This window comes from Nostoc parmelioides FACHB-3921 (assembly GCF_014696625.1).
GTDB classification, from domain to species: Bacteria; Cyanobacteriota; Cyanobacteriia; order Cyanobacteriales; family Nostocaceae; genus Trichormus; species Trichormus parmelioides.
The window spans coordinates 286,028-307,252 of the sequence record NZ_JACJQL010000002.1; the positions used below are offsets into that span (position 1 = coordinate 286,028).

General features: G+C 42.8%; 15 protein-coding genes. 8 read left to right on the top strand and 7 right to left on the bottom strand.

Annotation, left to right across the window (positions count from 1 at the left end; genetic code table 11):
• Positions 1 to 11: 11 nt before the first annotated feature.
• The 3 genes from H6G14_RS03130 to H6G14_RS03140 all read left to right on the top strand — a co-directional run bounded on the left by H6G14_RS03130 (position 12) and on the right by H6G14_RS03140 (position 2,480).
• Positions 12 to 1,646, top strand: coding sequence for a radical SAM protein (locus H6G14_RS03130; RefSeq protein WP_190565687.1), 1,635 nt, complete (start codon positions 12 to 14; stop codon positions 1,644 to 1,646).
• Between the two features lie 182 nt (positions 1,647 to 1,828).
• Positions 1,829 to 2,017, top strand: coding sequence for a CPXCG motif-containing cysteine-rich protein (locus H6G14_RS03135; protein WP_010994967.1), 189 nt, complete (start codon positions 1,829 to 1,831; stop codon positions 2,015 to 2,017).
• Between the two features lie 19 nt (positions 2,018 to 2,036).
• A complete protein-coding gene (locus tag H6G14_RS03140) occupies positions 2,037 to 2,480 on the top strand; it encodes an SRPBCC family protein (RefSeq protein ID WP_190565688.1) in 444 nt (147 codons plus the stop codon).
• 198 nt (positions 2,481 to 2,678) lie between these two features.
• On the opposite strand, the gene H6G14_RS03145 is transcribed toward H6G14_RS03140, so the two are convergent.
• A complete protein-coding gene (locus tag H6G14_RS03145) occupies positions 2,679 to 5,804 on the bottom strand; it encodes a choice-of-anchor Y domain-containing protein (RefSeq protein WP_190565689.1) in 3,126 nt (1,041 codons plus the stop codon).
• Between the two features lie 197 nt (positions 5,805 to 6,001).
• Positions 6,002 to 9,271: a DUF4347 domain-containing protein gene (locus H6G14_RS03150; RefSeq protein WP_190565690.1), complete on the bottom strand. Its 3,270-nt coding sequence runs from the start codon at positions 9,269 to 9,271 to the stop codon at positions 6,002 to 6,004.
• Between the two features lie 568 nt (positions 9,272 to 9,839).
• Here H6G14_RS03150 and polA point away from each other — a divergent pair.
• The gene (gene polA / locus H6G14_RS03155; RefSeq protein WP_190565691.1) at positions 9,840 to 12,773 is read left to right on the top strand and encodes a DNA polymerase I; all 2,934 of its coding nucleotides are present in this window, start codon (positions 9,840 to 9,842) and stop codon (positions 12,771 to 12,773) included.
• Positions 12,774 to 12,946: 173 nt separating this feature from the next.
• A complete protein-coding gene (locus H6G14_RS03160; protein ID WP_190565692.1) occupies positions 12,947 to 13,918 on the top strand; it encodes an alpha/beta hydrolase in 972 nt (323 codons plus the stop codon).
• A 45-nt stretch (positions 13,919 to 13,963) separates the two neighbouring features.
• Here H6G14_RS03160 and H6G14_RS03165 read toward each other — a convergent pair whose 3' ends face one another.
• From H6G14_RS03165 to psb27, 4 genes are all read right to left on the bottom strand, one after another.
• A complete protein-coding gene (locus H6G14_RS03165; protein ID WP_190565693.1) occupies positions 13,964 to 14,260 on the bottom strand; it encodes a type II toxin-antitoxin system RelE/ParE family toxin in 297 nt (98 codons plus the stop codon).
• Positions 14,257 to 14,484 (bottom strand): addiction module protein, encoded by a 228-nt coding sequence (locus H6G14_RS03170; RefSeq protein ID WP_190565694.1) that lies wholly within the window; start codon positions 14,482 to 14,484, stop codon positions 14,257 to 14,259. Before H6G14_RS03170 ends, H6G14_RS03165 begins: the two co-directional genes overlap by 4 nt.
• A 38-nt stretch (positions 14,485 to 14,522) precedes the next feature.
• Positions 14,523 to 16,016 (bottom strand): family 10 glycosylhydrolase, encoded by a 1,494-nt coding sequence (locus H6G14_RS03175; protein ID WP_190565695.1) that lies wholly within the window; start codon positions 16,014 to 16,016, stop codon positions 14,523 to 14,525.
• Between the two features lie 307 nt (positions 16,017 to 16,323).
• Positions 16,324 to 16,725, bottom strand: coding sequence for a photosystem II protein Psb27 (gene psb27, locus H6G14_RS03180; RefSeq protein ID WP_185479042.1), 402 nt, complete (start codon positions 16,723 to 16,725; stop codon positions 16,324 to 16,326).
• A gap of 391 nt (positions 16,726 to 17,116) precedes the next feature.
• On the opposite strand from psb27, the gene H6G14_RS03185 reads away from it, so the two are divergent.
• From H6G14_RS03185 to ftsH3, 3 genes are all read left to right on the top strand, one after another.
• A complete protein-coding gene (locus H6G14_RS03185; RefSeq protein ID WP_190565696.1) occupies positions 17,117 to 17,902 on the top strand; it encodes a hypothetical protein in 786 nt (261 codons plus the stop codon).
• Positions 17,903 to 18,091: 189 nt separating this feature from the next.
• Positions 18,092 to 18,883, top strand: a complete 792-nt coding sequence (locus tag H6G14_RS03190; RefSeq protein ID WP_190565697.1) for an aminotransferase class IV — start codon at positions 18,092 to 18,094, stop codon at positions 18,881 to 18,883.
• A gap of 87 nt (positions 18,884 to 18,970) precedes the next feature.
• Positions 18,971 to 20,812 (top strand): ATP-dependent zinc metalloprotease FtsH3, encoded by a 1,842-nt coding sequence (ftsH3, locus tag H6G14_RS03195; RefSeq protein ID WP_011317448.1) that lies wholly within the window; start codon positions 18,971 to 18,973, stop codon positions 20,810 to 20,812.
• Between the two features lie 111 nt (positions 20,813 to 20,923).
• Here the strand turns inward: ftsH3 and H6G14_RS03200 are convergent, their stop codons facing one another.
• The gene (locus H6G14_RS03200; protein ID WP_010995434.1) at positions 20,924 to 21,142 is read right to left on the bottom strand and encodes a hypothetical protein; all 219 of its coding nucleotides are present in this window, start codon (positions 21,140 to 21,142) and stop codon (positions 20,924 to 20,926) included.
• Positions 21,143 to 21,225: the final 83 nt, after the last annotated feature.

Sequence of the window (21,225 nt, forward strand, 5' to 3'; positions counted from 1 at the left end):
ATCAAACTCCTGTGACATCTTCTTTATTTAACGCTGAACGCCTGTTATTTACTCCTGCTACACCAGAAACCAACGCCATACCACTGATATTTGCTTTTCCCAATGAGTACACGGTGGGTATCACTAGTTTGGGCTATCAGGTAGTATGGGCGACTTTGGCAATGCGTAGCGATGTGCAGGTGAGTCGTTTATTTACCGATACTTACGAACCACTTCCTAGAGAACCGGAAATTGTCGGCTTTTCTATTTCTTGGGAGTTGGATTATGTCAACATTTTAAATCTACTGGAATCTTTACAAATTCCCATTCGCGCCAGTTTGCGTGATGATTCCCATCCCATAGTTTTTGGTGGTGGCCCTGTTCTCACTGCGAACCCGGAACCTTTTGCCGAATTTTTTGATGTAATTTTGCTGGGTGATGGGGAAAATCTGCTGGGTAATTTGATTGAGGCTTATAAGGAAGTCAGGAATGCTTCTAGACAAACTCAACTACAAGCACTTGCACAAGTACCAGGAATTTATGTTCCGAGTTTGTATGTGGTTGAGTATGAAGCAGTAGATGGGGGAATAAGTTCGATTAAGCCAATTTCCTTGGAAGTTCCCCCAGTGGTGCAGAAGCAAACTTATCGAGGAAATACCCTGTCAGCCTCCACTGTTGTGACAGAAAAAGCCGCCTGGGAAAATATTTTCATGGTGGAGGTGGTGCGGAGTTGTCCTGAAATGTGCCGCTTCTGTATGGCTAGTTATCTAACTTTACCTTTTAGGACTGCTAGTTTGGCAGGTTCCTTAATTCCAGCGATTGAGAAAGGTTTACAAGTGACAAATCGGTTGGGGTTATTGGGTGCATCTGTAACTCAGCATCCAGAATTTGAGACGTTGCTAGATTATATCAGTCAGCCAAAATATGACGATGTACGGCTGAGTATCGCTTCGGTGCGGACGAATACGGTAACAGAACAGTTAGCCAAAACTTTAGCCAAACGAGACACGCGATCGCTTACTATTGCAGTAGAAAGTGGTTCAGAAAAAGTCCGCCAAATCATCAACAAAAAGCTACATAACGACGAAATCATCCAAGCCGCCATCAATGCTAAAGCCGGCGGTTTGACAGCCTTGAAACTCTACGGCATGGTGGGACTACCAGGAGAAACACCAGAAGACTTAGACGCAACGGTAACCATGATGCGTAGTATCAAAAAAGCCGCACCAGGACTGCGCTTAACATTGGGTTGTAGTACCTTCGTGCCGAAAGCCCATACACCATTTCAATGGTATGGGGTCAATCGGCAAGCAGAAAAGCGGTTACAGTCCTTGCAAAAACAGTTAAAACCCCAAGGAATAGATTTTCGCCCAGAAAGTTATAATTGGTCTATCATACAGGCTTTGATCTCCAGAGGCGATCGCCGCATCTCCCAACTTCTGGAACTTACCCGCGACTTTGGCGACTCCTTGGGTAGTTACAAACGTGCATTTAAGCAACTCAAAGGGCAAATCCCCGACTTAGAATTTTACGTTCATAGTGATTGGTCAACTGAGCAAGTATTACCTTGGAGCCACTTGCAAGGGCCTTTGCCACAGTCTACACTACTAAAGCATTTGGCTGAAGCAACCAGTCATTTTCAAAAAGAACTACAGCCATTAAATTAATGTTTGTCAGTGGTTAGTGGTCGGTAGTTAGTAGTAAGAATATTTGCACATGATTATTTGCTGCACTTTAAAAAAGCAAGGTAGTAACTTCACAAGCAAGGTATGAAACCAAGTCCCAAAACCACTGACAACTGTACAGACGCGATTAATCGCGTCTCTGACAACCGACAACCGACAAATTAATGCAAAATACAGCTGAATTTTACTGTGCTTATTGTGGTGAACCAAACTTAACCTTTATTGACTTGAGTGCTGGCGGGCAACAATCTTATATTGAAGATTGTCAGGTTTGTTGCCGTCCCAATATCTTATACGTGCGGGTAGACGAAGATACCCTAGACATCGAAATTGATACAGAATACGAAGGTTGAATATTAGGTTTTTCTTTCCATGCTGCACTTTCAACATACCTCAGTTATTAATGCGCCACCAGAAGTAGTTTGGAAATTCCATGAAAGACCGGATATTTTGCAACTGCTGACTCCACCTTGGCAACCAGTACGAGTCGTTCGCCGAGAGGGAGGATTAGAAGTAGGCGCAATCACAGAATTTAAGTTATTTCTTGGCCCTGTACCCTTAACTTGGTTAGCACGTCACACTGAATGCGACAAATATCGCTTGTTTACCGACACCCAAATATCCGGGCCTTTTGAATCTTGGATACATCGCCATCAATTTGAGCCAGAAAATGGAAAAACCAAGCTGATTGATGACGTTTCCTACGTTATGCCCGGTGGCGAGACAATAGAATTTATCGGCGGTTGGCTAATACAAGCACAACTTGAAGCTATGTTTCGCTACCGCCACTATGTCACAAAACGGGAGTGTGAATAGAGAAATTCGCCAAAAATTAGGAGGGCTGTTAACCCTCCTAACTGCAAACAAAAGAAAATTTAACTAATGCTATTTTATGACTCTGATGAAAGAAAAAAATGTAGGTTGGGTTTCACGTTGTTCAACCCAACAAAACCAAGGATTTTTCGTGTTGGGTTGAGGGATGAAACCCAACCTACTCCTAAATTTATCAAAGCCTTAAAAATCCAAAATCACGAAATCACTAGCAGTCAGACTAGGCGTGCCGGAGAGAGTAGCAAAATGAGCGCCAGAACCCAAACCCGCAACATTACCATTCTGGTTATAGAACAAGCGACCACTACCCAAACTGTAAACAATCAAAGCACTACTAATCGCTGCATCCATATCAGTATTAACACTGGCAAACTCACCACCAACATCAAGGCTTTCACCAACCCCAGTAGTCAGGGCAGTGAAACTTGCCTTATCTAACATAATGGTATCTGTTCCCACAGCGAAATCAGCAATGGTATCTATGCCAAAATCACCACTGCTGAAGGGATTACCCGTATCACCAAAAGCAAAGATATCAGCACCAGCACCACCGAACAACCTATCATTACCCGCGCCACCAAACAGCCAATCATCACCAGTGCCACCGTTGAGGGTGTCATTACCATTACCACCAAGCAAGACATCATCGCCAGTACCACCGTTGAGGTTGTCATTACCATCTAGCCCATAGAGGAAATTGTCCTCGTTATTCCCACGGATGTTATTATTACCCGCATTGCCTCTACCTTCTACAGCAGTACCTCTGAGAGTGAGAGCTTCGATGTTATCTGCTAAGAAGTAGTCCACCGTGGTAAACACTTCATCTCTACCGCCATTGATAGCTTCTGTGATCACATCGTTGGAGTTATCTATGTAATATCGGTCATTACCAGCACCACCAGTCAAGGTGTTTGTACCACTACCACCTGTAAGGATATCATTACCATCACCACCGATGAGGGTATCATCACCAGCACCTCCATTGAGGTTATCATCGCCAGCGCCACCAGTCAGGTTGTCATTACCAGCGCCACCATTGACTGCATCGTTACCACTACCGCCTGTAAAAGTGACTGTGCCGACAAAGCTTCTCAGGTCAAAGGTTTCAACATTGGTGATGGTTGTGCCAGGGATGCTGGCTAGTTGATTGTTAACATTATTTAAGTCAAAGCTGATGGTGTCCGTATTTATGCCACCTTGAATAATGATTGTGTCTTGTCCATTTCCACCATTGAGAATGTCATTTTGGCTGAGGTTGGCGATGTTGGTAATGAAGATATCACCTCCATCTCCACCATCAAATATATCTTTGGCACTGGTGGCTATGATTGTATTATTGTTGGCGGTGCCGTTGATAATATTGTCTGGCCGTCTGATTTCTAGGTTAAATATAGTGTTAACACTGAGGTTAGTTGTATCTGTGGCAGTAACTCTCAGGCTAAGGTTACCTAAATTATTCGTGGTAGGAGTACCAGTAAATCTGCGCGTATCAGCATCAAAAGATAACCAACTGGGTAGAGGGCTACCATCGCTGCGGGTGGCAGAATAAGTGAGGGTGTCGCCTGAGTCTGCATCAGCAAATGTGTTAGCGGCGATTTGAAAGTTAAATGCTGTGCCTGTTATAGCTGTTTGGTTAGAAATACTATTGGCTACTATCGGTGCATCATTAACAGAATTAATAGTAATACCGACAGTCTGAGTATTGCTACTAAATGCTGTGGCATTGCCATTAACTGAGGCGTTTACTTCTGTAGTGCCACTAGCTATACCATTGGAACCATCCCAGGCGCGGAAGGTCAGATTAGCTTGGCCATTGTAGTCAGTATTGGGGACAAAGCGAACTCTCGTATTTGTTTGCAGTTCCACCTGTGTGAGGTCACTAGAAGTCCTAGCGGAGGTTGTATTGTCACCGAGGAAAAGGAAATTGGGTGTTTCGTAAGGGTCAAAAGGTAAAGAATTGATTGGGGAAGGTGCAGCAGTGGTGTGGTTGAATGCCGTGTAATCGCGGAGATTGCCACTTAAAATCGGTGCAGAAGAATCCGGCGCAAACAGCTTGTAAGTATTATTTTCAACTACCAAATTATAGCGGGTAACTGCTGTGGTTGTGTTTCTAAATGACCGTTCTGTGGTGCTATGGGTAAACAGTGGACTAGAAGTCTGCGCCCAAATTTCATCTGTCCAGAAGCCTAGTTCGATTGCTTTGGTTTTGTCACTAGTAACAACAATGACGCTAAAGCCAGCACGGTCTTGAATGCCATCACCGTTATCATCGCTGGTGTGGGTTTCACTGTTAATTTTCACATCAAAACTAATAGTGAAGCCTTTTACAGGGTCAAGCGCAGGAAAAGCCTGGTTAAATAGAACTGTGGTGTAACCATTATAATTACTGTAACCTGATGACCCAATTGAAGGTGTAAATCCAAAGAATGATGAAGCAGGTGTAGTGTTACTATCTAATCTGGTTCCGCCACTAATCTGAGACTGAGTACCACCCACGCCAATCAGAGGAGGAATAGCAGGCGAAGCGCCAAACTTCAACCAACCTTGGGAAGTTGGTAAACCAACTGATGAACCATCATAGAGTTTTATGCCAGCACTGAGAACTGTAGCTGAGTTATCGGAGACTGTGCCGAAGTTTGTCCAGTTAGTCCCGCCATCAACAGAGTATTGCCAAGTACCGTTGCTGTTGTCTGCACCTATGACAGCAACTCCTTGGGTGTCTTTATCAGTGTCGGTAATTAAGCCGTTGATGAGGTTAGCTAGTAAAGTACCTTTGTTATTGGCGTTGGGTATATCTTCATCAATATTTGGTAGTGTAGAAGTCCCAGTCGTTAAGGTTGGTGATGTGTCGTTAACAGGAGTAACAGTAATCGAGACTCCTTCATAGTCTGTACTGAAGGCAGTTGTTCCACCTTTACCAGCCAAAATACTCGCTGTGTTACCTGATATACCTGTTGTTTGATCCCAAGCGTAGAAGTTAATATCAGCAGTACCGCTAAAGTTAGCATTGGGGCGAAAGCGGATTTTAGTATTGGCATTTGATGGTAGTAACCGTGCTGCATTTAGCAATGGTGTTCCAAAGGCATTCCAACTAGTTCCATTATTCAAGGTATATTCCCAAACACCGTTACTGTTATCAACGAAGGTAACAACAATGCCTTTTAGCGCATTAGCATCTGGGTCACTTATAGAGTTACCGATGATTTCAGACACTAGATTACCAGTGTTACTAGTAACAGGAATATCTTCGGTAATAAAAGATAAGGTGAGATTACCTGTATTGTTCAGTAGAGGCGCGGTGTTAACCATAATTTTTGTGATTCTTATGTCTTGAGAACAATCATTGATCTAACGCAGATATTTAAGGAGGGCTGTTAACCCTCCTCATCGCAAACAAAAGACAATAATGCTGACTTATAAGTGAATTTGATAAACCTCTCCGCGTCGGGGAGAGGGGCAAAAATCTTCCTCGCTTTCAAGGAAAAAATCAGGTTTTCAAAGCCTCGCTAAGTCTGTGGTTGATTACCAGACTCAAAAATCACAAAATCACTAGCACTCAAGGCGGGAGCGCCGGAGAGAGTGGCACAATGAGCGCCAGAACCCAAACCCGCAGCACTGCCATTTTGGTTATAGAACAAGCGACCACTACCCAAACTGTAAACAATCAACGCATTGCTAGTGGCAACTAAGGTATCGTTACTGACACTAGCAAACTCACTACCTACACTAAAACCATCACCAACCACACTAGTAAGGGCAGTGAAACTTGCCTTATCTAACTCAATGGCATCCACACCTACGGCAAAATCAGAGATGGTATCGATGCCAAAAGCAACACTACTAAAGGCGTTTCCAGTACCAAAACCAAATATATCAGCACCAGCACCACCAAATAAGCGATCGCTACCAGCGCCACCAACCAACAAATCATTGCCAGCACCGCCATTGAGGGTATCATTGCCGTTATCACCAAACAACCCATCATTGCCAGCATTACCCGTCAGATTGTCATTGCCATCTAACCCTTCGAGTAAATTGTCCTCATTATTGCCACGGATGTTGTTATTACTCGCATTGCCTGTACCGTTTACAGCAGTACCTCTGAGAGTGAGAGCCTCGACGTTAACAGCCAAGGTGTAGCTGACTGTGGCAAACACTTCATCTTGACCGCCATTGATATCTTCAGTGATCACATCGCTGGCGTTATCTATGTAATATCGGTCATTGCCTGCACCACCAGTCAGGGTGTTTGTACCACTACCACCGGTGAGGATATCATTACCATCGCCACCATTGAGGGTATCATCACCAGCACCACCGTTGAGGTTATCATCACCAGCGCCACCGTTGAGGTTGTCATTACCAGCGCCACCATTGACTGCATCGTTACCACTACCGCCTGTAAATGTGGTAGTGCCGGCAAAGGTTCTTAGGTCAAAGGTTTCTATGTTGGTGATAGTTGTGCCGGGGATGCTAGCTAGTTGGTTGTTGGGGTTGCTGAGGTCAAAGGTGATGGTGTCAGAGTTTGCACCACCTTGAATGAGAATGGCATCTCTGCCATCTCCGCCGTTGAATGAGTCATTTTGTTGGAGGTTGGCGAAACTGGTAATTATGTTATCGTAGCCATCACCACCATTGAAGACATCTCTGGCATCGGTAGCGATGAATGTGTTGTTGCTTGCGCTACCGTTGATAATGTTCTCTGAGAAGGTAATTGAGAGATCGAAGGTGGTGTTAACGTTGAGATTTGTGCTATCTATAGCTGTGACTCTGATGGTGATATTACCCACGTTACTGTTCCTGGGAGTGCCAGTGAATGTTCCTGTGGCTGCATTAAAGGATAACCAACTGGGTAGGGGATCGCCATTATTGAGGGTCGCTATGTAGGTGAGGGTGTCTCCTGGGTCGCTGAATGTATTGCCTGGGATTTGGAAGTTAAATGCTGTACCTGTTGTTAGTGTTTGGTTACTAATACTATTGGCAAGCTCAGGTGCATTGACAACTTTAACAGATAGCAGGTAGTCGCCAGCAGCGTTACCTGTAACTCTGGCGTAGTAAGTACTGGTTGTTCTGACTCGATAGACCAGCCCTTCTGACGGTGATTTGGGATTTACAGAGGCGAGATTGCCAGCACCTGATGTGGTGGTGGAGGAGCCACTATTAGTATCATTCACTACAATCAGGCTATTACCACTGCTATCTAATAGTGCCAGTGCGCCGTTAATGGGGGTGTTGTTTCGCAGGGGGTCGAAGTCAGCACTGAGGAAAATTAAATCTCCCGCATTGGCGGTAAAGCTATAAATATCAACATCAGTGCTAGATGAGAGAGCGCCAGAAAAATAGTTATTGGCGGCGGAGTTTGCCCCTACGATAGTATCGTTACCTTCTGTTTCCACAGTGGCTGAGGCTAGTTCCGGTTGCACTACTGCGTACAGGCGGTAGGGTTCAGAATTTGTACTATCAAAGCGATTTACGCGGATGTAGCTGGGGACACCTGTTAGTGGCCTTCCGGCTATGCTTGGTGTCCAGTCGGGAAAAGAACCAACACCACCACTAAATAAATTTGTGCCACTGCCATCGTCATACTGTAGTGTATCTGTGTCCGTTGTGATTCGCAAATCCAAATCGCTTTCATTTGCACCAACTGCGTCTATAAAGGCAAAAACACGAGAACCGGCAGGTGGCGTTCCCAATGAGAAAAAGTCTACATCTCCAACCGTATTAATAGCGCCTTCTATCCCAAAAACGTAGGTGTTAGCTGTTGCTGGGGTGTTGTTTGGCTCAGTTTCCAAGGTGGCACGGGTTGCCTCAATCTGAAAGGTTATACCCGCAGTCACAGCAGTTTGGTCTACCACCAAGTAAATGCTTTGCCCAGCAGTTAAACTTAATCCATGAATCAACTCACCATTGGCAGCGCGATTAGCACCAGCCACAACACTGCTCAGACTCAAGGGTGTTCCTGGTGTGGTTGCATCCAAACTGCTGACAGCATAGAGAACCGGGTTATGAGAACTATTAAATCCCCTCACCTGAAATGAATAAGTGCCAGCAGTGGGAGCGGTAAACGAGTAGACTACATCATTACCAACCGCAGCATCGCTAATTTGACCAATGCCCGTGAAAGTAACACCAGAAAGCTGGTAGTCATTGGCAGCTCCAACAGTAGTACCATCAACGGGAACATCTAGAGTTAGAGCAATTGCATTTTCCCAAGTATTGTTAACAACATTCAAAACGCCAGCATAGCTTGTCATGGCTGCGGCGGAAAATGCAAGCTGGGGCTGCGTTACACCAATTGAGGCTTGTAACTGCCAGTCTCCACCCAAAGCTGCATTACCTGTGAGGTTTTGGGAAGCCGCAATATTAGCTCCTGTGAGTAGGTGCAGTTGTCTGACAAACTCTATCCCTTGTTCCCCAGATGCCACTTGGCAACCGTAAAGCAAAATTTCGGCATTTGTGGATAAACTTTCTCGCCACTGTTGTAACTGAGTGGTGTAAGTATCCAAGTTAGCTGCATTCAGCCTAGTTGAGCCTAGTTGTAAGCTGGCTTGGCTACCGTGAGAAACAATGTGAACTGAGTTATATTCCCAACCTTGCAAGGCTTGTGTAATTTGTTCTACCCCATCGGTGTTGGGGTCAAGAATGAAGACTTGATTACCTGGTTTAACGCCAGCAATTAAAGTTTCGTAGTCTGTAACTGCTGTATCGATAAAGACAATGCTTGAGGTGATTGCTGCTGGAGTTGAGCTAGTTTGAGTATCTAATTTTAGGTTCATAACTTTTGGGGTTAGATGCTTTGCTTGGTAATGAGAAAAATTAAGCTAATACAGTTATCAATCTCAATATGCTTGTAACTTTAATCTTGTTTACCCGACCTTAATTATGTATAAATACGCAAGTAATCCACCCTGATCTAACCTTGTTAAAGATAACTTTGTTAGTCAGGGGAGATTCTGTTAAGTATTTAAAAAATGTATAAATTACGGTAGTTAAAGAAACACTAAAATGCACATATAGGAGATTTGACTCAGTATGTTTAAATAACTAAGTTACATTGTTGTATTCGCTTGCAAGTGTTATTACTTTCAATAATTTATGCTTTATAACCATCCTCAACCTCTGTGCTTTTACTTAAATTAGTCTGATTTACTGAAATTTCAGGGGTCTATAACGCCTGAAAATATTACAAATAGTGCTTGTGTGTACACGCCAACGCGAGGAGAGAGGTTAGAGTGCATCGCATACAAACGAGAAGCGGTATATCTTGGGTTGAAAAGCTTTGATAAACATTAATCCAAGTTTTTGTATTGCTTTTTGCGTAAAGCTTTTGGCTAAAATAGGTCTATGTCTGAAAACTCTCCTTCTGTAACTACAACTACTACACGCCCCACGTTCATCCTTGTAGATGGACACTCCCTGGCTTTCCGTTCATACTTTGCCTTTGCTAAAGGACGGGATGGTGGGCTGCGTACTAAGACAGGTATTCCTACCAGTGTTTGCTTTGGCTTTCTGAAATCTTTACTGGAAGTCATGGCTACACAACAACCGCAAGCAATGGCGATCGCTTTTGATTTGGGTTTACCAACTTTCCGCCACGAAGCCGACGATACCTATAAAGCCGATCGCCCCGGAACACCGGAGGATTTTGTCCCTGATTTAAAAAATCTCCACGAATTACTAGAAGGCTTTAACCTACCAATTTATACAGCCCCTGGCTATGAGGCTGATGATGTTTTAGGAACCTTGGCGCAAAAAGCCACCGCCGAGGGGTATAAGGTGAAAATTTTGACAGGCGATCGTGATTTGTTTCAATTAGTAGATCCCGAAAAAGAAATCACTGTCTTAAACTTCAGTCCCGATGCACTCAAACGTTCTACCAACAGCATTACGGAAGTTAGCACGGAACAAGTTAAAGAAAGATTGGGTGTCTTACCCACTCAGGTTGTTGATTTTAAAGCCCTCTGTGGTGATAAATCAGATAATATTCCCGGTGTGAGAGGTATCGGGGAAAAAACCGCAGTTCAGTTACTGAGTACCTATGGTTCCCTTGATGGGGTTTACAAAGCATTAAATGAAATTAAAGGCGCGACTCAGAAGAAACTAGCAGAAGGTAAAGAAGATGCGGCTAAGTCGCAATTCTTGGCAAAGATAGTTGTAGATGTACCTTTAGAAGTTAATTTAGAAGATTGTAAATTAGTAGGATTTGATGAAAACCTTCTTATTCCTATTTTAGAAAAACTAGAATTTACTCGTTTCTTATCCCAAATCAACGACCTACAGCGACGTTTTGGTGGCACAGTTGTAGAAGTAACAAAAACTGAAACATCTGCGATAGAAACTAATAACTTTGAAGATGATGATATCGCTTTTTACACTGCTGAAGAAACACAAGCAGTTCAACAAAATCAACCAGTTTCACCTATTCAACCACGGATTATTAATACTGAAGCCAAACTCATAGAATTGGTGCAGATATTACAACAATTCACCAACCCAGAAACTCCCGTTGCTTGGGACACGGAAACTAGCGGCTTAGAACCACGGGATGCGGTTTTGGTAGGGATTGGTTGCTGCTGGGGAACTGAAGCCGATGCTAGTGCTTATATTCCCCTGGCTCACACAAAAGGGGAAAATTTAAGTCAAGATATTGTCCTTACGGCGCTGCGTCCGATTTTAGAAAGTGCTGATTATCCAAAAACTTTTCAAAATGCTAAATTTGACCGTTTAGTTTTTCTAGTTCAAGGAATTAATTTAACTGGCGTTGTATTTGATCCGATGTTGGCTAGTTATGTTTTAAATCCAGATACTAGCCATAATTTAACTGACCTAACTCAGCGTTATTTGGGGTTAACAATTCAAAATTATGTAGATTTAGTTCCTAAAGGTAAAACTATCGCGGATATAAATATCTCTGCTGTCGCTAATTATTGTTGTTTACAAGTTTATGCCACATTCCAACTTGTAGGTAAATTGCGGGAAGAACTAGCGAAAATTCCAAATTTGGATAAATTACTTAGGGAAGTAGAACAGCCGCTAGAATCAGTTTTAGCAACAGTAGAATATACTGGTGTCCGGATTGATTCAGCTTATCTACATGAATTATCCCAACAATTAGAAATAGATTTAGCTAAATTACAGGAACAAGCAACCCAACTAGCTGGGGAAAAATTTAATTTAGGTTCTCCCAAACAATTGAGTTATATATTGTTTGAAAAATTGGGATTAAGTACTAAATATTCACGGAAGATTCAGACTGGTTACTCTACAGATGCAGCAACTTTAGAAAAACTCCAAGAAGTTGATGAAACTGGTTTTGTTAATGCCATTACTGAGTATCGTACTTTATCGAAATTAAAGTCTACTTATGTAGATGCCTTGCCAGCATTGGTACGTCCAGACACTCAACGAGTGCATACAGATTTTAATCAAACAGCAACATCAACTGGTAGGCTATCTTCATCTAATCCTAATTTACAAAATATTCCCATTCGCACGGCTTTTAGTCGGCAAATTCGCAAGGCATTTTTACCAGAATCAGGTTGGTTAATGGCGGCGGCTGATTACTCACAAATTGAGTTAAGAATTTTGGCTCATTTGAGTCAAGAACCATTGTTGGTGCAGGCTTATCAGCAGAATGAAGATATTCATACAGTCACGGCTAAATTAGTTTTTGAAAAAGAGGATATCAACTCAGATGAGCGCAGAATCGCCAAAACTATTAATTTTGGTGTGATTTACGGTATGGGTTCTTTAAAATTTTCTCGTTCAACGGGAATAGATAAAAATGTGGCGAACGAATTTATTAAAAGATTTAACGAACGCTACGCCAAAATATTTGCTTATTTGGAAGGAGTAAAAAAACAAGCGATATCTCTTGGTTATGTGGAGACGATACTTGGTCGGCGGCGGTATTTTGACTTTACTAACAACAGTTTGCGTAACTTAAAAGGTAGTAACCCTGAAGATATTGATTTAAGCAAATTAAAAAATCTCGGCCCTTACGATGCTGGGTTATTGCGGTCTGCTGCTAATGCTCCTATTCAAGGTTCTAGTGCCGATATTATCAAAATTGCAATGGTGCAGATTCATGAAGTTCTCAAGAAATATCAAGCGCGGTTACTTTTACAAGTCCACGATGAATTAGTTTTTGAAGTTCCTCCCCAAGAATGGGCAGAATTACAACCACAAATTAAATCAGTGATGGAAAATGCAGTTAAGTTAAGTGTGCCGTTAGTGGTTGATGTACGTGCAGGGGAAAACTGGATGGAAACGAAGTGATGGGTAATTGGTAATTGGTTGTAGGAGTGTAGGGTGCGTCAGTGTGATAGAACCTAACTATACTTAGAAATTATTCATACTGACGCACCCTACCAAACCATCAATTTTGGATAATTTATATTTTGGTATTTCCTGAGTTAAGTAGTTTTAGTTATTACTACTGTTATTTACTTATGACTATTTATAGCCCGGATACGATTAATTTTAATGGTGTGAATGGCGATCGCTATTGGTTCGATGAACCTTTTCCTTATACTGGAGTAGCTGATATTGATGAGCGCTTGAGTGGCTTCCCTGTGGCTGTGTTTCTTCCCCATCATCGACCACGACAGGAAACACCGCTAGTTATTGGTTTACAAGGGATGTGTGCGCCCTATGGTTGGAATGCTTTTATCGTCCCTACACTCACAGAAATGGGGATTGCTGTAGCTTTATTTGATCCACCATTATCGGGGGAACGTAGTTTAGTACGCACCTCGACAACCTTAGTACAGAACGAAATTAAGCCATTAATAGACAGGGGTATTCCCTTTGATACGTCGCTATTTTTGTCTATCTTTCGCACCACCGCCCGTGATATTGGCAAAATCAGAGAATTTTGTGGCGATCGCTACGGACTCACTGACTCACGACTGGCATTATTTGGGGTGAGCATGGGTGTATTGCTGTCTGCATACACTTTCACCGCTAATAGTTTAGGTGATAGATTACTCGGAACTATTGGTCATGCTGACCTCCCATCCTTCGCTAAAAGTTGGGGTCGTCCATTTTTACCAGACATAGCAGCCTCTCCCTTGGGTGGATTAGCAGAATCACTATTGCAAAGACTACAGCCAGATTTAGCCCCTTTATTACAGCTTTTACGATTAACCAAAAATCTTAAATACCAAGACGAATATGCTTGGGATTGCAACCCCATGAACTATATTCAACAAGTCGAGTCACACCGTCGAGTCCGCTTTCTAGTAGGTGCTAACGATTCCATCGTCAAAATAAAAGATGCTCGTGCTTGCGCGCAAAAATTTCCCGATGGTGATTGTTATGTTGTCCCTGGTATGGGACACGGAACCAGACAATCAGGAGTTTCGTTTGTTGATCATGTGCGCTATTTTTTAGTTACCCAATTAGGTGATTGGCAAGGGTGAAAATTCAAAATTCCATCTGAATTGCTACCTAAAATATAACCTTGACTAAATTCTATCTATCCACTGTTTTGGCTCCCGTCTTGCATGAAAGCAAGCAATTACAAAAACGGTGTCTTGTTCAAAAAAGTAGAAAATTGTGTATGGGAATCGACGGATTAATGCTCTTCTTACTTGTTCATGAATTACTTGGTAAGCAAGGGGGTTGCGTCCAATCCCAGATATACAAGCATCAACTGCACGAACAAACTCTGAACCTAAACCAGGATCTTGTGATTCGTACCATTCAAAAGCATCTTGAATATCGTATTCTGCTTCTGGTTGGATAATCAAGTTATAGTTCATCTGGGGAAGCCTAGCCGTTTTTTCACCTCTTCCCAGCTAGAACCATTTGCTGGGTTTTGCTGATAACTTGCTAATCGCCGATCTAATTCTTGTTGTTGTACTTCACTCACAGGTACTTCCTCTGCTTGTCCAGAGATACTGTCCCATAAGTCTTCTGCTAGTTGAATACGTTCTGCAACACTGAGTTGAGAAATATCGATTTTCAACAATGGATGTGAACTCATTAGTACAGGTTTAGAGTTTTGCTCTCATCTATTTTAGACTAACGGCAAGATTTGCGATCGCTATCATGTTCTGGATACTGCCAAGAATAAGCAAAATGGCTCACACCCTTGAGTTTAGATGCAAATGGTCGTAGCGCCTGCATTTGTACTTCTAGGGGAGGACGATTACTGACTGATTCTCCCCAGTTCCCCGCTAACGCCGGAATAATTTTTGTCCCTGGTTGAGCCATGCTTAAGACTCGCTGTACTTGCTCCACAATACAATTGACATTGCCGCAGGTAGCATAAGACATGGGATGCCATTGTAAGAAATTAGGGAATTTATCCCAAGGTTGCAAGCGAGAATCGTAACCTTGTCCTACTGTTTGATTGCCATCAGGAAAGAAAACCACACCAGTAGGAATATTGATTTGTTTGGCTGGGTGGGTAGCTAAAGAGACAAAATCTATAATACCCTGCATGGAATGAGCGATCGCCAATAGCCACAAATCCATTTGTAAAATTGGTTGTCTAGCTGTGGGTGTCATTAATGACTTCTGCTGTGGTGGTACAATGCGACCTTGCCACATAGGTTCACCCTCTTGAGGATAAAGTTGATCAACATCGTTGATATCTGCTGGGGTGACATAACCTTGGCTCAAAAAGCGGCGGATTAACTCCAACCCCTTCTTATTCTGGGCGCGACGAAATAAAGCTGCTTGGGTGGCCTCCGTATACAACCACAAATCTGCAACTTTAGTGGCGATAGAATTACTACCTGCTTGTCGTGGGTAACGCACATAGTCAAATAACAAACCATCTGGACGACGGCGGACTATTTCTTGCACCATGCGATAGTAGTCGCGTTTGGCTTGTTCGTTGTATGGGTCGATGAAGACTTGAGACCCATTATCGACGACGTATAAACTAGTTTGACCTTTACCATTGCGAGCGATCGCACCTTCCCTATCTCGCCGCAGTGCATAATTATAACCAAAATTATTCGTATACAACCAACCGTAGACTTTTAAACCCCGTTGTCGCCCTTTTTGAATTGCTGTAGCTAGTAAATCAACTTTTTCTGCGCCTTTTGTGCGAATCACAGACGGCCAAACTGTCGGGTTAGCAGATGCAGGTAACAATACTCGTCCATCGTAGAATACCTCTAGATAAACTTCGTTATAGCCACGATTAACCATCCGATCCATGATTTGGTCTATAGCCCCTGGTTTCATATCGCAAGGATATAAACGTAACCACATAGCTTGGATGTTCGGCCATGTGCGACTACGACATTTTTGTAATTCCTGAGCCTGTTGTTTGATTAGTCCCTGATAGCGTTTTCGGGCATCTTGATTGCCTTTGAGCGCCGATAAACGGAGCTTTTCTTTTGTTTGTGTTGCTGTTGGTGATATCTGGCAAAATTCTGTTACCTGCGCCTGGACTGGTTCTATCCCCAAATAGGGAAGCAAAAGGCTACTACTGAAAATTGCTGTTACTAGCTGTCGGCAAAGTAATCTTAGTTTCGCATGACTCAAGGGACGGTTAGACATATTGGACATCAAAAGGACAAATCAAACTTCATCCCAATTTACGTAAATAGGATGAATATGTATCAAATTTTATGCGCCAAAAAAAAATTTCGCCGCTTGAATACTAAAACCTATGTTTATGTAATCAAATGTTGTATTCTGTAAAATTATTAAAACTATGGAACCAATAACATCCTACTTACGGGATATTTGTTGGCTTAATCAGCAATAAATATCGTCAATATTTTAGAAATTTGGAATTTTTAATTGTTCTAGTCAAGAGCCGCTAGTTTTGACTCTTGACTGTGCAAACTAAGATAGTGGATAGTTAAGCACCCCGTTTTAGTGCTGATTCTACCTGCTTGAACTCCTGCTCTAAACGACTCTTGAGCTTTTGGGGTACAGGCCGATTCGGATAAGAACTGTAGTGTCCAGCTAGGGAGTTGAGAGCTGTTCGCATAGTTGTAAAGGAATTCAGACCAGAAACAGAGTTAACCCTTTGATAGCGAGCAGAAAAATCATTTATTTTTTGCCGAGCCTCTGCTTGGAGTGCAGCTTTGTCTGGTGAATCTTCTGTTATCTCTAGAGCTTGTCTCAACGTGTTGACAACAGCCAAAGTATCTTGGCGATAATCACCTGTTAAACTATCTGGACTACCACAGCCTACTAGACCAATAGCTACAACTAGGACAAGGGCAAGCAGACGTGACCAATAGCGCTTCATAAGCATTATGTAAAAGAATACGTAAATCAACGTCCATCCTATCTTGGATTGGTATCTTGGGATCAAGCTCGTGATGAGTGCCGTTAGCGTAGGAAAGCATTAGCACCTGCTAAATTACGCCTACAGCCAGCTAAAAATAATACTAATTTTCCCTAATTTTTGTAACATCCGGATAAGTATAGCCGTAGCCAGATAGATTAGGACATCAAGCTAATATCAAACGCTGACAACACAAGACTTTCAAGTCTGTCAACCGTCAACCGTCAACCGTCAACAGCTATATATAGGCTGACGACCGTCCCTAACAAAATCTTACTTATATTCTTTTATCAAACTGATATAAAGTTAAATATTTTTACGGGCAGACTACTTTATAGAAAAGAAAACTAGAACTATCATGATACTATATCGTCAATCTCTTCTTGCTCCTTGTGTAGTCTGCTTATGTGCTTTAACCATTAGCTGGATACAATCTCCTCGATTACAAAAGTTCTTGAAAAATCAACAAGACATCTCTCTAGCAACGCTGGAAACAGATATTCAAGCAGAGAAACTGAGACTCAATTTACTCAAAAAAACACCCAGCTTTGGCTACGATAACTTATTGGCTAATTGGGTATATTTAAATTTTTTACAATACTTTGGTGATGAAGAAATCAGGGCTAAAACAGGTTACAGCCTCAGTCCAGAATATTTTGAAGTAATTATAGAACGTGACCCAAGATTTTTAGACGTTTATATTAGCCTTTCCACTAGTATTTCTCTTTATGCGGCTATGCCAGAACGCTCTATTGCATTGATGGAAAAAGGCTTAAAGTCCTTAAAACCTCAGCTTCCTGAAAAGTCATATCATGTATGGCGCTTTAAAGGAATTGATGAGTTACTTTTTCTAGGAAACGCTAAAGCTGCTCAACAGTCTTTTGCTACCGCCGCAAGTTGGGCTAGTAACTATACAGATGAAGACAGCAAATATGTAGCCCTTACATCTTTGAGAACAGCTAATTTTCTGAAACAAAATCCTAATAGTAAATATGCACAAATTTCTACTTGGGCAATGATATTAAATAATCAAGTAGATGATATAACGCGTAAAAGAGCGATTAGTGAAATCGAAAAATTGGGAGGAAAGTTTATTATTAGTCCTGAAGGGGTCGGTAGTATTATGTTTCCACCAAAAGATTAGTCAGAGACGCGATTAATCGCGTCTGTACAGTTGTCAATAGTCAATAGTCAATAGTCAATAGTCAATAGTCAATAGTAATTCTTCTTTGCTTCCCCTGCTCCCCTGCTTCCCCTGCTTCCCCTGCTCCCCCTGCTCCCCCTGCTTCCCCTGCTCCCCTGCTTCCTCAATCCCCAATCCCCAATCCCCAAGATGTTCTGGTACAACGGTAAGCTAATTAATTCCCAAACCTTGGAGTTAGATATTTATGATCCTGGGTTACTTTATGGGGCAACTATTTTTACAACACTGCGAGTTTATGGACATTCTCTAGACAGTAGTTTAACTAATTGGCAGGCACACTGCGATCGCCTCCACACCTCTATCCAATCTTTTGCTTGGGAAAAACCAGACTGGAATCGTATCCGCCAAGGTGCAGAAATACTTTTAACAAACTTCCCCGTTCTCAGAATCACCATCTTTCCTGATGGTAGGGAATGGATAATTGGCAGGTATTTACCCCAAAATTTATTAGAAATCCAAAAGCATGGCGTATCTTGCACCATTGCCGAACCGGAACTATATCGTAGTTTGCCTTCTCATAAAACTGGTAACTATCTGAGTGCGTGGATGGCTAAAATCCGTGCAGCAAAGTTAGACTCGCAAGAAGCAATTTTAGTGAATACCGTCGGAAATTGGCTAGAAACCACCACAGGCAACCTTTGGGGATGGCAAAATGGGAGTTGGTGGACACCACCTTTAACAGAGGTAATTTTACCGGGGATTGGACGACAGCAGCTAATCTACTGGCTACAAACTCATCAACAAACGGTGCGGGAGGAACCTTGGACATCTGAGCTAGTCAACGGTTTTGAAGCGATCGCCTACACTAATAGTGTGGTGGAAGTTATTCCCATACATACCGTTTACCAGCCCACAGAATCGTTACAATATGATCCCTACCATCCACGCTTGCAAAAACTTAGGGAACTATTCTTAGCATGACAGATGTATCATTTTGGTATACGTTAAGATAAGTTAACATAATTCTAATAATGCCCTACGCACAAAAATACGGGAGGATAAACCTCGGTGAATAAAAGATGGAGAAATGCGGGGCTGTACGCGCTGCTATTTATTGTTGTAATTGCGCTTGGCACAGCTTTTTTTGAAAAACAACCCCAAAGTCGGGAATCATGGCGCTATAGCCAGTTTATTCAAGAAGTTGAAAAAGGCAGAGTAGAAAGAGTTAGTTTGAGTGCAGACCGTTCCACGGCACTAGTTACACCCAAATATGACCCTAGTAAAAAACTTGTTACTTTAGTCAACGATCCAGAATTAATTAATACTCTGACTGCAAGAGGCGTTGATATTACTGTTTTGCCACAAACCGATGAAGGATTTTGGTTTAAGGCTTTAAGCAGCTTATTTTTCCCTGTATTGCTTCTGGTGGGCTTATTCTTCTTACTCCGTCGCGCTCAAAGTGGCCCTGGTAGCCAAGCCATGAATTTTGGCAAATCCAAAGCCAGAGTGCAGATGGAGCCACAAACCCAAGTTACCTTTGGTGATGTTGCGGGGATTGACCAAGCAAAATTAGAACTAAACGAAGTCGTAGACTTTCTTAAAAATGCCGATCGCTTCACTGCTGTCGGTGCGAAAATTCCTAAAGGTGTTTTGTTAGTAGGGCCTCCAGGTACAGGTAAAACCCTCCTAGCTCGTGCAGTAGCCGGGGAAGCAGGCGTACCTTTCTTCTCCATCTCTGGTTCTGAGTTTGTGGAAATGTTCGTTGGTGTGGGTGCGTCCCGCGTCCGCGATTTATTTGAACAAGCTAAGTCCAACGCTCCTTGTATCGTCTTCATCGATGAAATCGACGCTGTTGGTCGTCAACGGGGTGCTGGTTTAGGCGGTGGTAACGATGAACGGGAACAAACCCTCAACCAGTTACTCACCGAAATGGATGGTTTTGAAGGTAACACTGGCATCATTATTATCGCTGCTACCAACCGTCCCGACGTACTCGATGCCGCCTTGTTGCGTCCTGGTCGCTTTGACCGTCAAGTCGTTGTTGACCGTCCCGACTACGGCGGACGTAGCGAAATTCTCAAAGTTCACGCCCGTGGTAAAACCTTGGCTAAGGATGTGGACTTGGATAAAATCGCTCGTCGTACCCCCGGATTTACCGGTGCAGATTTATCCAACCTGCTAAACGAAGCCGCAATTTTAGCAGCACGGCGCAACCTGACCGAAATTTCGATGGACGAAATCAACGACGCAATTGACCGCGTGTTGGCTGGGCCAGAGAAGAAAGACCGCGTCATGAGCGAAAAACGCAAAGTTTTGGTAGCTTATCACGAAGCTGGTCACGCTTTAGTTGGTGCATTGATGCCCGACTATGACCCAGTACAAAAAATCAGCATTATTCCTCGTGGACGTGCCGGTGGTTTGACTTGGTTCACCCCCAGCGAAGACCGCATGGATACAGGTTTATACAGCCGTGCTTATCTGGAAAACCAGATGGCTGTAGCTTTGGGCGGTCGGATTGCTGAAGAAATCATCTTTGGTGACGAAGAAGTTACCACAGGTGCTTCCAACGACTTACAACAAGTAGCCCGTGTTGCCCGTCAGATGATTACCCGATTTGGCATGAGCGATAAACTCGGCCCTGTCGCCCTCGGTCGTCAGCAAGGCAATATGTTCCTCGGTCGTGACATCATGTCTGAGCGTGACTTCTCGGAAGAGACTGCTGCTGCTATTGATGAAGAAGTTCACAAACTAGTAGAAACAGCATACACCCGTGCTAAAGATGTGTTGGTAAATAACCGTCACATCCTCGACCAAATCGCGCAAATGCTGGTTGATAAAGAAACAGTAGATGCCGATGAGTTACAAGAAATTTTGGCAAATAACGATGTAAAAACAGCCGCGTTTGCCTAATTTCTGTTGTTGATTCAAAGCCAAAAAAAGGTAACTCTGAAAACTCAGAGTTACCTTTTTTATAAGTGAATTTTTTCATACCAGTTCTACCTGTGAAGCACTCCAAGCTGATTAAACCTTAGAAGTTGGCTTCAAAAATAGCCAGGCGACGAAGAATGTAGCAGCCGTAAAAAGTTGCGTTAAATCTAATGCAGATAGATAGCCATCAGCAAAGGAAGCAATACTGCGGTCAGTAATGCCAAATACCCAAGAGGAAAGGCCAAACAGCCAGATTCCATTCTTGAGGTTACCTACAAATTCTTTAGAGTCGGACTGTTGCTGGTCTTTCATATTCCCCTATTGTGAGTACAGTTTGTGACTGTTGACAAAAATGCTGCTGTGTACAGGTTCTTTTAGGTGATACACTTATATTA